The following is a 13039-nucleotide window of genomic DNA, read 5'->3' as shown; positions in this document are numbered from 1 at the left end:
GAGAACCAGTCTGTTGGCTGAATTGCATACGGTGTTTACCCGGCACAATGGACGAGGATGGTTGCTGGTTGACCCGGCGGTTTTTCTCAATAACCGACAAGAAGAGCGATTACCGGCGGCCATCCTGAATCATCAGCCGGCGGCAATACCGACGCAGATAAAACATCATCGTTTCGAATCCCGCTATTCCCCTTGGCTGATATCACTGGATATCAATCAGTCTGAGGATGCTGAACTGCTGGCGCTGAGCGTTACGCAGGCGTTGCAGGAAACGGACCCGGCAGAGTTGATTGCCGGGCGCGGGCGGATGGTGTGTGGCTGGCTGTTTAGTGCCAGCACGGCCTCCGTTATTGCGCACCATATCGGGATGATTGCGGTACAAACATTGTCACCTGTACGGCAAATCGTGCTGCGTTTTTACGATCCGACAGTGAACCATGCTATATGGCCGGTGCTAGATAGCTGGCAACGCTCGCGTCTGTTGGGGCCGTTAACCGACTGGTATCTGCTTGACGGCGACGGTCGGTTACTGCATCGGGACAATGCTCGGTCGGCGAAGGAACTGTACACTTTTTCACTGTCATTGACCGCGGCACAGGTGGCAGAAATGGTCTGGTCAGGGCCGATGAATCGGGCACTGCGACAATATCGTCAGGCGCACCGCAATCAGTTACGCCGGACGGAGACTGAATCCCTGCATATTATGTTGGCTTTGTTGCGTCGGGTAACCGCACGCTATGCCTTTAATGATGCTCTGGAGCTGGAAACCTGTGCATTGCACGGCTTGCTATATCACCCGGAGATTGATTTACACCCCCGAATACAGTCGTTGTTATCCAATGAAAGCGGCGAGAGCGCTGGCGGTTATGTCGAGCGAACCGCTGGACTGACAGTAGAAGCATGGTCGGTACTGGCTCGTGAGTGCGGCCATCTCAATCCTGCCATTATTCCTTTAGAGAACCCGGAGATTTTGTTATGAATCGATCATTATGTTGGATGTGTGAGTCCACTGGACCAGCGTTGCTGCCGGTGCGTTATACCGTGGTGCCTGATAACGTTTCTGAAACCTTGCCGGTGTGGGCGGAAACACCAGAGCCGACGGCACCGGGTTACCATTATGCGCTGCGTGCCTTACGGCAGGGATTTTTGTATGTCTATTACGTTAATGCCGGATTAGGTGAACGGGAGAGCTGGGATACCTGGAGCGTTAGCGAGGATGGCGCACTGTGGCAAAATCTGAATGCCCCTTTTGGTATCTTCCCCAAGAAAACCGCAGATTGTCATGCGCCGACCCATCAGAGCGCCAATATGGAATTTATTGCGCTAAGGGATATCGCCTTGCGTCAGGAAACCTGGCTGGCTTTCTCTCCCTCCATGTGGAGCCGGGAGACCATTGAGTATTATCACAACAACCGCGAAGCGCGGGAAAAGCGGATGCAGTGCGTGAAACCGTGGCAGTGGCGCGGGGTGCCGGAAGGGGTGGGGATTGCTCAGGCGACGATAGAGAACCTGAATACCGTCATCGATTACTGTCTGGGCGACAATGACTCAGGTAAATATGTTTTGCCCTGTAATCCGAAAGCGGCGCGTATCAGCGGGACACTGAAAGAGGCACCCTACTATAAAGTTTATCACAATGCGGTGAGACCGCAGGGCACCTTGTATCCGTGGAGTAAAACGCGGGCGGGGTGTGCGGACATCACGGTCAGGGCGATGCAAAAACGGGGGCTGGCAGATGATGGTGCGCCGGTCTCGCCGGTGTTAATCGCGTTGCATGATCCGATCGGGATAGCGCATGAATTAGCGGGCTGGAGTGATGATATTGTTGGGGCGCATAAAACCTTTCTGGATGAATTGTCGATTGAGTTTATGACCGACAGTTCACTGAATGGGGTGGAGAATCAGTTGCGTCAAATGCACGCCACACATATCAAAAAGCCGGATAAAACAGAGGATATCGCTTGGGCGGATTCTGAGGGTTTGTCCGTTCAGGAGTGGGACAAACTCAGAGAGGATACAATCCGTCACGCCATCGAATCGGATAAGCAAGCCTTTGCCCGTGATTGGAAGAAATATGCGGCAGAGCTGGATCTGGCTAAACGACAGGCATTTAACCAGTGTTATGCCGATCTTTGTGCCGAAGTGGCGAAAAAGCTGGAGCCACTGGCCCGGTTCAGAGTGAGCTGGTTAAAACAGAGCGGGTTTATCACCTGTTGTCAGGATTTCCATTCCACCCGACTGGAGGACAACCTTAATTATCGCGAGGCCGTGGATTATGCCATCGCTTCGCTGAATGTGACCGAAACGGGCTGTGCCTTTTTAGATGATCAAATCGATCAATATTCCGCGTGGTCACCGGACAATATTGTCTGGCGCTCATTATTGCTGAATAACCCAGACGTCATGAAAGAGATGGACGAGTTTTTACAGAAGATGAAGCTGAATAAGGGGAATGAAAAACCGGCGGACATCTCAGCGTTTATGAAAACGGTGACGACGCTGAGTGGAAAACTGACTGAAGCCTACGATAAAGCGAATGAAGCGCTGGAAAAGCCGCCCAAAACCAACAGCACCTTTGCCCGGGCGATGTTGCACAGTGATCGGAGACTGGTGACGTTGGGCGACCGGTTCTTTAATTTTACCCGTTTAGGAAAAGTGCTGAATAGCACCAATGAAATGCTGAGTAAGGGGCTATTCTCGGTGATTTCAGGGGTGGCGTTTGATCAGGCGGTTGATTTGTCGGTATCACAGCTTAAGGAGGGTAATGCGTTTCGGCAACAAGTATTGGAAAGACTTAAGAGACCGGGTTCTGAGGAGCGGTTGGAAAAAAGTAATAAATATCAATCTAACTTTGAAAAATTTGCTCAAAGTGCCGAAGGGGAACCGGTATTAAAAAAATCCCGGATTAAGTTATTAGTCTTATTTTTTAACGGGCTGGAGTATGCCAATCAGCGAAAAGAGAGTAAAGGGGATACCAAGAGCCACGCCCAGGTGACCGCCGCGTTTTTAAGCACACTGAGTACAGCAATGGAGATTGTGGAGCCGATGGTGAAGCACGGAATAGAAAATATGGCTGCTGCCAACACGATTAAATTTATTGGTTCGAGTGCGGGCACGCTCGCTTCTGCACTGAATCTGGGGGTAGATATTAGTGATTTTGAATCTGAATTGCATGGCAGACGGCGTTGGCAGTATTTTGGATTAATCGGTTGCAAAATTGGGGTTGATATAGGCGCAATGCTAAAAGCATCCGGCGGGTTGTTAGAAGTATTGCTAGAGAGAAAGCTGATAGAGAGGGGGGTTTTAGAAACTACATTAAAAATGTTGGGATCTTTGGCTGCCGGTAGGGTGGTTGGCTTTCTGGCTAGCTGGCAAGTCATGCTTGGGATTCTTATTCTTGAGTGGCTGGTTTCATTATATGTCGATAATGATCTACAAAAATGGTGCCGTAGTTGTGTTTTTGGGTTAGAGCCGGTGAAGGGCTTGGAAGCTACTCAATGGATTTCCCCTGAATCACAGAAAGATAAGTTGTATGAAGAACAAAGTAAAAGTTTTGCTGATGCAATTAAGGATATCTCATGAATACTTGTCAGATGTTAAGAGGTGCCATTGACTTTGAAGAAATAAAACGTCAGAGAAGTAGTCTTGATACATGGATAGAGGTGAAGCAAGAAAGAATTCAGCGTCGCCCTGAAGATAGAGAAGAGGTAGAAAAAGCCATTGCGGAACTTCAAGCTAAAATCCCTGAACTGGATGCGATATTAGCAAAAGAGCCGCCGCCGCCGGAATTGCCCCCGCGTAAACCATTAATCAAAGTGAGTGGGGTGTTGGAAGAGTGGGAAACACTCTGTGTCAAAGGCTATTTTTCTGATCGCGAATATGACCCCGAAGAATTTGCCCGCCGGGAGGAGAATAGACAATTTGGTGCATTATTGCTGGCGATGTTGGGAAATACCTCTCAGGCCGCAGTGAATTTACGGACTGAAGTGCGATTGAGTGAAATATGTCATTTTGTTCAGGGGAAAATCAATGGCATCCCTTTTCATGGTTGGATAGGGTTGACGACAGTGAAAACAGGTGATTATGTTGAATTAGCGGTGACCGATCAGGGAGAATATTATGTCGTCTATGCATTAACGAACCCTGAACGGAGAACGATTTCTATCACGCCGTGTTGTAATAAAGGGAGACGGTCAAAAGCATGGGATGAAGTCTTTTATACTTTCTGCGTATTTTTTATAATCATTGCCGTTTGTCTTGGCACCGTCTTTTTTTCAGGTGGGGGCAGTTTTTGGGATGGACCAGATCTTTTAACCTTATGGTTTATGTTTGTGGCAACCGTATTTTCTTTCTATGCATACTCTGTCAGCATCAAAAAGCCGTGGCCGTCAGTTAAATTGGCTCAGGATATTTTCTCAGTGTTGGGTTTCCCGAATCCACAGGATATTAGTCTGAGTAAATTAACTAAGAAAAAGATTAAGGAGATAAGAGCTAATCCATCGCCTGAAAATAGTGAAGAAATACTGCCGGATAAGCTTTGTATCCTGAGCCATTATTACTATTACTGATTCAGGTAATTAAAAATAGGAATTAACTGTGTGAAGAACAACGTAAAAGTTTTGCTGACGCAATTAAGGAGGGTTTATGAGTACCTTTCGTCCTTATAAAGAGGCTATTGATTTTGATGAAATCAAAAGGCAGAGGAGCAGTCTTGATACATGGATTGAGGTTAATCTTGATTGGATAGTAAGTCACCCAGAAAGTAAAGAAGAGTCAGAAAAGGAGATTGAAAAAACAAAAGATAAAATCCCCAAACTGGATGTAATATTAGCAAAAGAACCGCCGCCGCCAGAATTACCGCCCAGTAAGCCATTAATCAAAGTGAGTGGCGTATTGGAAGAGTTCGAAACTCTGTGTGTTAAAGGTTATTTTACTGATCGTGAATATGATCCGGTTGCCTTTGCCCGTAAGGAAGAGCGGGAATTGTATGGCGGGCTATTAATGGCGTTGTCAGGAAATACTTCTGGATCTAATTCGCAAACCAACGTTCGGAGGGGTGATGTCTGTGATTTTGTGCGAGGGAAAATCAACGGCATCCCCTTTCATGGCTGGTTGGGGTTTACTTCCGCAAAGGTAGATGATTATGTTGAATTAGCGGCAACTGAACAGGAAGGGCATTATGTGGTTTATGCGATTGCGCATCCTGAATTAAGGGTAGTTTCTATGACGCCACGTTGTAATCAGGGTATTCATTCGAATGCCAAATATCAGATACGTGCCACTTGGTATGGTTCTTTATTGTTTTTCTGTATTTTCATGATAGGGGGAATTTTTGGTGAGCAAGTTAGAGAAGATATTATTGGTTATATGAAATGTATTTCGTCATTTTGGGGATTGATGGCGATTGTCGCTTCACCGTTAATCTATTTCTCCTGCATGAGAAACCCTAAACCAACATTCAGGCTGGCTGAGGAGATTTTCACGGTATTAGGTTTTCCTAATCCTACAGAAATTAATCTTTATCAATTTACGATGAAAAAATTGAAGGAAATGAAGGCTAATTATCCGGAAGGAAAATCTAGTAAAGAGAGTGAAAGAGTTTTGCCTGATAAGAGCTGTTATTCCAGCTATTACTACTATTACTGATCTAAGTAATTAAAAATAGGAATTAACTGTATGAAGAACAAAGTAAAAGTTTTGCTAATGCAATAAAGGATGGCATATGAGTACTTGTCGTCCTTATAAAGATGCTATTGACTTTGAAGAAATAAAAAGTCAGAGGAACAGCCTTGATACATGGATAGAGGTTAATCTTGACTGGATAGTAAGCCATCCAGAAAGTAAAGAAGAGTCAGAAAAGGAGATTGAGAAAACAAAAGAAAAAATCCCCGAACTGGATGCAATATTGGCAAAAGAACCGCCGCCGCCAGAATTACCACCTAGTAAGCCATTAATCAAAGTGAGTGGCGTATTAGAAGAGTTCGAAACCCTGTGTGTGGTTGGTTATTTTACTGATCGTGAATATGATCCAGCCGCCTTTGCCCGTCAGGAAGAACGAGAACTGTATGGGGGATTATTGCTGGCGGTAGCAGGAAATACCTCAGGTACTAATTCACAAACCACTGTGAGGGTAAGTGACGTTTGTGATTTTGTACGGGGGAAAATCAATGGTGTGCTATTTCACGGTTGGTTGGGATTTACTGTAGCAAAAGTCGGCGATTACGTTGAATTAGCGGTAACCGAGCAGGAAGGGCATTATGTGGTTTATGCGATTGTCCATCCTGAATTAAAGGTGATATCGATGATACCGCGTTGTAAACAGGGGATTCATTCAAATGCCAAATATCAGGTACTTGGTACATGGTATTGTTCTTTAGTTATTTTCTTTATGTCCGTGATAATGTGGTTTTTCTTTATTAAGGAAGATCTTGTGGGATATATAGAATATATGTCTTCATTTTGGGGGGGGCTGGCGGTTTTCTTTTCACCGTTAATCTATTTTTCCTGCATGAGAAACCCTAAACCAACATTCAGGCTGGCTGAGGAGATTTTTACTGTATTGGGTTTTCCTAATCCTACGGAAATTAACCTTGAGAAACTTACAAAGAAGAAGCTTAAAGAAATCAAGACCAATTCATTAGGTGAGAGAGCCGGTAAAGAAAGTGAAAGGGTTTTGCCAGATAGGGCTTGTTTTGCAAGCTATTATTACTATTACTGAATTCAAGTAATCAAATGACAGAACTAACGGTATGAAGAACAAAGTAAAAGTTTTGCTGACGCAATTAAGGAGGGCTTATGAGTACCTGTCGTCCTCTTAAAGCGGCCATTGATTTTGAAGAAATAAAACGTCAAAGAAAAGATATTGATATATCGGTAAAGATTAAGAGAGAAATAATAATTCCACGCTATCCTGAGGATAGAGAGGAGGAAGAAAAAGCGATTGAGGAGCTTCAAGCCAAAATCCCTGAACTGGATGCAATATTGGCAAGAGAGCCACCGCCACCGGAATTACTGCCGGGTAAGCCATTAATCAAAGTAAGTGGCGTATTAGAAGAGTTCGAAACCCTGTGTGTACTTGGTTATTTTACTGATCGTGAATATTATCAGGCCGCTTTTGCTCGTAAGGAAGAACATGATCAGTATGGAGCACTGTTGCTGGCGATGGCAGGAAATAGTTCAGGGGCGGCTGTAACTTCACAGACGGCAGTTCGGGTAAGTGATGTTTGTGATTTTGTGCGGGGGAAAATTAATGGCATTCCCTTCCACGGCTGGTTGGGGCTTACCGTGGCAAAAGTAGGTGATTACGTAGAATTAGCGGTAACCAAGCAGGAGGGGCACTATGTGGTTTATGCGATTGCACATCCTGAATTAAGGGTAGTTTCTATGACACCACGTTGTAAGGCGGGCATTCTTTCAGATGCTAAAGAACAGATATTCGGTACTTGCTGTTTTTTTTCGATTTATCTACTTCTTTTAATAATGGCAGATGTTTTTTTTATGAAAGATATTTTTGTGCTTCTGGAATACATGCTGCCATTTTGTGCTTTGATGATAGCAATATTTGCACCCAGCACGTATTACTGCCGCTTAAAAAAACCCAGACCCACAGTTAAATTAGCCGAAGAAATTTTCACTGTGTTAGGTTTTCCTAACCCTACAGATATCAACCTTCACCAATTCACGAAGAAGAAGCTCAGAGAGATCAAGGCTAATTCACCGAATAAAGAATCGGGTAAAGATAGCGAAAGAGTTTTACCAGATAAAGCTTGTTTCGCAAGTCATTATTACTATTACTGATTCAGGTAATTAAAAGCAGGAGCCAATAGTGTGAAAAACAAAGTAACAGTTTTGCTGACGCAATTAAGGAGGGTTTATGAGTACTCGTAGTTTTTTTAAAGAAGCCATTGATTTTGAGGATATAAAAAGGCAGAGAAGCAGCCTTGATACATGGATTGAAGTTAATCTTGACTGGATAGTAAGCCACCCAGAAAGTAAAGAAGAGTCAGAAAAGGAGATTGAAAAAACAAAAGAAAAAATCCCCGAACTGGATGCAATATTGGCAAAAGAACCGCCATTACCGGAATTGCCCCCTCATAAACCATTAATTAAAGTGAGTGGTATATTGGAGGAATTCGAGACGCTCTGTGTCAAAGGTTATTTTACTGAACGCGAATATGCTCCTGAGGAATTTGCCCGTAAGGAGGAGAATGAACAGTTTGGCGCTCTATTGATTGCGATGATGGGGAATACCTCTTGGTCTGCGGTGAATTCACAGACTAAAATAAGGTTATCTAGCGATTATCATTTTGTGCAAGGGAAAATCAATGGCATCCCTTTTCATGGTTGGTTAGGATTGACCACAGTAAAAACAGGTGATTATGTCGAGTTAGTTGTGGTGGAACAGGAAGAGCATTATGTTGTTTATGCGCTGACAAAGCCTGAACTGAGAACTATTTCTATTATTCCTTGGTGTAATAAAGGGATACGATCAAAAGCATGGGATGAAGTCTTTTATACTTTCTGCGTATTTTTTATGATTGTAGCTATTTGTCTTGGTGCTATCTTTTTTTCAGGTGGGGGCAGTTTTTGGGATGGGCCAGATATTTTAACCTTATGTATTATGTTTGTGGCAACCGTATTTTCTTTCTATGCATATTTTGTCAGCATTAAAAAGCCGTGGCAGTCAATTAAACTGGCCCAGGATATTTTCTCAGTATTAGGTTTTCCTAATCCGCAAGATATTAGTCTTGAGAAACTAACCAAGAAAAGGCTTAAGGAGATAAGGGCTAATCCATCACCTGAAAACAGTGAAGAAGTCTTGCCGGATAAATACTGTTTTATAAGCAATTATTACTATTATTGATTCAAGTAATTAAAAACAGGAATCAATAGTGTGAAGAACAAAGTAAAAACTTTGCCGATGCAATTAAGGTGCTCTCATGAATACATATGAGCTTTTAAAAGACCCTATTGACTTTGAAGAGATAAAAAGGCAGAGAAGCAGTCTTGATACATGGATTGAAGTTAACCTTGACTGGATAGTAAGCCATCCAGAAGGTAGAGAAGAGGCAGAAAAGGAGATTGCAAAAACAAAAGAAAAAATCCCTGAACTGGATGCGATATTGGCAAAAGAGCCGCCGGAATTGCCCCCTCGTAAGCCATTAATCAAAGTGAATAGGGTGTTGGAAGCGTTGAAATACTCTGTGTCAACGGTTTTCGTTGTGTAGTTAACTACCCTGAAACCAAGCATTCAACTTTAGATTTAAAAGATTCTGATAACAGAGAAAAGCCGTTAATGAGTCAGTCTGATAAACAGGGCGTAGTGCAATCATGAAAAGCATACTCTGTTATCTATTCGTGGCTGAACTGGATAATGACGAGTATTCAGAAAGAGATGTAAGGGTAAAAGGGGATTGAAAAAAGATAAACTTTATCTGTGAGTTAAGATTTTCTCTGTGTGATGAATTTTTTTTGAACTAAAAACACGATTTTGAATCTAACTAGTTTCTATGGTTGTAAGGAGAAGCCAATAACTGAATAGAATGATCCTTGAAAAGGAGAAAAAGAGTTAAATAAACAAAACAGTAACATCGCTATATGAGGAAAGGATAATGATAACCATTATGAAATGGTGATGGGTTTTGCTTTCACGATTAAAGAGGAAAATAAGCAATAGTTAAATGAGTTGTAAAAAACTGTAAATAGGGTTCTACCCCTATATCTGATGGAATAATAAGTTCGAACATAAGATAACGTGGCATTTCGCCCGAATGAAAAGGTATTAAAGAGATGAAAGAAAAAAATGTAACGATACAAAAAGAGTGGAGTTTATCGGATGACGAATCAACGACGGGTATGTCTTCTCTTCCTGAAAAACGCAGTTGGTTGGTGCGTAAATGGAAATGGATGATTGTCTGTTTTATTCCGGTTTTCATCGCAGGTGTATTTACCATTGCCATGAGCGCAATGAAATCTTCGGAGCCCTATAAAAAAGCATTATCACTGGCGCAATCTAATCCTGCGGTGAAAAGTGTTTTAGGCCAGCCAATTGAAGCAGGCTGGTTTGTTTCCGGCAGTATTAGCGAGAGTGAAGCGGGATTTGAAATTCCTATAACAGGAAATCGATCTGGTGGTACGGTGTATGTTGATGCAGATAAACATACAGGACATTGGCGATATAAAAGTATTACGGTTCAACCTGATTCAGGCGAGCAGTTGATCGATGTACTGGCGGGCGGTAATTCCATGAAATAAAGATTATTTTCTTTATATCGTATTATTAGAACTCTTTTGAGCCGATTTAATTTAATTGGGAAGTAATGAGAATCATTCTTAAAAGAGAAAATTAAGCAAAGTAGAGTTAATGGTATTTTATTCTGTACCATAAGATATTGTTTTTTCTATGTGGTTTTTAGGTTATTTCAAATGTTTTCTATAAAGGTAAGAGTATGGGCCGGAATAACGCTGTCATCGTAATCCTGTGGCATTGGCTGGTTTCAGGCATGATTATTGTTTGCATTGGTATGACTTGCTATGTGTTCTGTTCTGGATACATCAGGCAGCAACAATGGCGGATAATTTTTGGTATGGTGGGCTTAATATGGCTGGCCGCATTTGGGTTGCGGTTATATCTCTTGGGTGCTCGGTTGGAGATATATCATTTTTGGCATCAAGAGCGACAATATATTGATAGCGTTATGCTAAATAATGCAATCTATTCTCATTCGCAGAATATAACTGAGAATCATTCCTTTTTTACGCATCGGTAACGTATTGATGATAGTGAATGTTAATCATAAGGTGAGTGTTTTGATATTACTTAATATATTGAAAATAATATAAAAATAGACTTTATTTCAATGATTTTGAACGAAATGAATATCAGAAAGGTGAATTGATTTCATATTATTTAAATCAATGCAATCTTTTTATATAAACAAATTAAATCCTGTTTATATTTGGTTTAAATAGGATGAATTTCGCCGTTGATATTAAGCATATTGTGCTGTTTGATAAAAAAAGACTTGATCTTTATATTCACCCGCAGGGAGGATATAAATTATTCAGTCACCCTATAGGTAATTAATGAATCTATTAATTCGGGGGCATATCACTGGCCTTCGCGATTATTTTTATTCTGGTTAGCTCTCAATTAAGCAATACCGGCATCAATTGACTGTTCCCCGCATTTATCAGGGTTAACAACCGAGAATATATTCGGTTGGATTTTCGGGAGTTGAATTGACATAACCGCTTATAACTATTGGCACTTTATCGAAGAAGTGGGACGCCCTTTTCGCTGAGAGAACCGACCGTTTTATCTGATATCGGAGGAAAACCATTGATGGACAGAAAAATGCTGCGCGCCCGTCAGCGCCAGGCGAGTAAACCCGTGTTGCCGGGCCATGCCCGCTACCGGCTTGAAATCCGGCGCTGCAATGCCGAACTGGAGGTGTTCAGCTTCACCGGGGAAGAACGCCTGTGCGCCCCGTATTGCTACACCATTGATTTCACCAGCCCGACCCGGGATATCGACCCGGCGGCGATGTTGAACAAACCGGCCGCGTTTATCTTGCAGGCGCCGGAAAACCCGGAACAGGTGCGTAAAGTACACGGCGTCATCACCCGGTTTAACCGGCTGGCCGCCTCGGCGGATGAAACGCGCTATCAGGTTTGTCTGGAGCCTTATCTGGCGTTGCTGCGTCACACCCGGCGCAGTGGGATTTATCAGCACCAGTCGGTCCCGGAAATTGTGGAAAAGATCCTGCGTGAACGACACGAATTTCGCGGGCAGGATTTTCTGTTTACGCTGGTGCGGGATTACCCAAAGCGGGAACTGGTGGTGCAGTGGCAGGAGAGCGATCTGGACTTTATCCAGCGGATTCTGGCGGAAGTGGGGATCTGGTATCGCTTCGAAATGGATGGCCGTCTGGGGATCGAAGTGGTGCGGTTCGGGGATAACCAGCGCAATTATCAGTACGACGTGCGTTTACCATTACGTGACCCGGCGGGCATGAATCACAGTTGTTGTGATTCGGTGTGGGATTTGCACGTTGAACATCAGGTGGTGACGCAAGGTGTGAAGGTGCGGGACTACAACTACCGGGAGGCGGACAAGGATCTGCAATATCAGGTCGGCCGGGATCGGGATACCACCGTAGTTGGTGAAGTGTATCGCTATGGCGATAACTTTCTTGAGAAGGGAGAACAAATCCAACCGGCGCCGGAAACGGCGGGATTCTACGCCCGTTTGCATCACGAACGCGACCTGTACCGGCAGCACTTGATCCGTGGTCAAAGTTCCTCCTCGATGTTAGTGCCCGGTTTAGTGCTGGAGCTGGAAGGGGAGAGACCGGCGGCGGTGGGAAAAGCGGGGGTATTGATTGTCTCCATGCACAGCAGCGCCCGGCGTGACAGCAACTATCTGGTCAGTTTTAGCGGCATTCCTTACAGCGAAGTGCTGAGCTACCGGCCGTTGCTGAGAGAGCGGCCGGTGATTGCTGGTACGGTTCCGGCGCGGGTGACCAGCGACTGGCCGAACGACACCTACGGCCATATTGATGTAATGGGGCGTTACCGCGTCAAATTTGATTTTGATTTGGATGAATGGCCGCTGGGAGGCGAAAGCCTGTGGGTGCGTTTAGCCCGGCCGTATGCCGGTAAAACTCACGGTTTTCACTGGCCGCTGATCCAGGGAACGGAAGTGGCGATCGCGTTTGAACAGGGTAACCCGGACCGGCCCTACATCGCTCATGCGTTGCATGACTCCCGGTACGAAGACCATGTGACCCTCTACAACTACAGACGCAACGTGTTACGCACCCCGGCCAACAACAAACTGCGCATGGACGATGATCGCGGAAAAGAGCACATCAAACTGAGTACCGAATACGGCGGGAAAAGTCAGCTCAATCTGGGCCATCTGGTGGACGGACAAAGACCGCATCCCAACAAGCGCGGCGAAGGGTTTGAGTTGCGCACCGACGACTGGGGGGCGATCCGGGCCGGGAAGGGGCTGTTTATCAGCGCGGATCAGCAG

At 44.3% G+C, this 13039-nt stretch carries 10 protein-coding genes; all 10 read left to right on the top strand.

What is annotated here, in order from left to right:
* Window positions 1-979 (top strand): DUF4123 domain-containing protein (locus tag OO184_RS23620; protein WP_265381265.1); only part of this gene is annotated, 979 nt, incomplete at its 5' end.
* Window positions 976-3582, top strand: coding sequence for a T6SS effector BTH_I2691 family protein (locus tag OO184_RS23615; protein WP_265381264.1), 2607 nt, complete (start codon window positions 976-978; stop codon window positions 3580-3582). The genes OO184_RS23620 and OO184_RS23615, both read left to right, overlap by 4 nt.
* A complete protein-coding gene (locus tag OO184_RS23610; protein WP_265381263.1) occupies window positions 3579-4568 on the top strand; it encodes a putative type VI secretion system effector in 990 nt (329 codons plus the stop codon). The genes OO184_RS23615 and OO184_RS23610 overlap by 4 nt, the downstream gene beginning before the upstream one ends.
* Before the next feature lie 76 nt (window positions 4569-4644).
* Complete coding sequence (locus OO184_RS23605; RefSeq protein ID WP_265381262.1) at window positions 4645-5646, top strand: putative type VI secretion system effector; 1002 nt, start codon at window positions 4645-4647, stop codon at window positions 5644-5646.
* A gap of 76 nt (window positions 5647-5722) precedes the next feature.
* Window positions 5723-6718, top strand: a complete 996-nt coding sequence (locus OO184_RS23600; RefSeq protein ID WP_265381261.1) for a putative type VI secretion system effector — start codon at window positions 5723-5725, stop codon at window positions 6716-6718.
* Window positions 6719-6795: 77 nt separating this feature from the next.
* The gene (locus OO184_RS23595; RefSeq protein WP_265381260.1) at window positions 6796-7797 is read left to right on the top strand and encodes a putative type VI secretion system effector; all 1002 of its coding nucleotides are present in this window, start codon (window positions 6796-6798) and stop codon (window positions 7795-7797) included.
* Window positions 7798-7873: 76 nt separating this feature from the next.
* Window positions 7874-8863 (top strand): putative type VI secretion system effector, encoded by a 990-nt coding sequence (locus OO184_RS23590; protein WP_265381259.1) that lies wholly within the window; start codon window positions 7874-7876, stop codon window positions 8861-8863.
* 76 nt (window positions 8864-8939) lie between these two features.
* Window positions 8940-9227: a hypothetical protein gene (locus OO184_RS23585; RefSeq protein WP_265381258.1), complete on the top strand. Its 288-nt coding sequence runs from the start codon at window positions 8940-8942 to the stop codon at window positions 9225-9227.
* 562 nt (window positions 9228-9789) lie between these two features.
* Entirely contained in the window at window positions 9790-10254 is a 465-nt protein-coding gene (locus OO184_RS23580; RefSeq protein WP_265381257.1) for a cytochrome c oxidase assembly factor Coa1 family protein, read from the top strand.
* Window positions 10255-11344: 1090 nt separating this feature from the next.
* A partial coding sequence (locus OO184_RS23575; RefSeq protein ID WP_265381256.1) for a type VI secretion system Vgr family protein occupies window positions 11345-13039 on the top strand: 1695 nt, incomplete at its 3' end.

The organism is Photorhabdus aballayi (assembly GCF_026153155.1).
Lineage (GTDB): Bacteria > Pseudomonadota > Gammaproteobacteria > Enterobacterales > Enterobacteriaceae > Photorhabdus > Photorhabdus luminescens.
The sequence above is the reverse complement of the archived record's forward strand: the minus strand, read 5'-3'. Positions and strand labels throughout refer to the sequence as shown.

Coding starts and splice junctions, on each gene's coding strand:
- OO184_RS23615 (WP_265381264.1), top strand. CDS start 976: ATGAATCGATCATTATGTTGGATGTGTGAGTCCACTGGACCAGCGTTG.
- OO184_RS23610 (WP_265381263.1), top strand. CDS start 3,579: ATGAATACTTGTCAGATGTTAAGAGGTGCCATTGACTTTGAAGAAATA.
- OO184_RS23605 (WP_265381262.1), top strand. CDS start 4,645: ATGAGTACCTTTCGTCCTTATAAAGAGGCTATTGATTTTGATGAAATC.
- OO184_RS23600 (WP_265381261.1), top strand. CDS start 5,723: ATGAGTACTTGTCGTCCTTATAAAGATGCTATTGACTTTGAAGAAATA.
- OO184_RS23595 (WP_265381260.1), top strand. CDS start 6,796: ATGAGTACCTGTCGTCCTCTTAAAGCGGCCATTGATTTTGAAGAAATA.
- OO184_RS23590 (WP_265381259.1), top strand. CDS start 7,874: ATGAGTACTCGTAGTTTTTTTAAAGAAGCCATTGATTTTGAGGATATA.
- OO184_RS23585 (WP_265381258.1), top strand. CDS start 8,940: ATGAATACATATGAGCTTTTAAAAGACCCTATTGACTTTGAAGAGATA.
- OO184_RS23580 (WP_265381257.1), top strand. CDS start 9,790: ATGAAAGAAAAAAATGTAACGATACAAAAAGAGTGGAGTTTATCGGAT.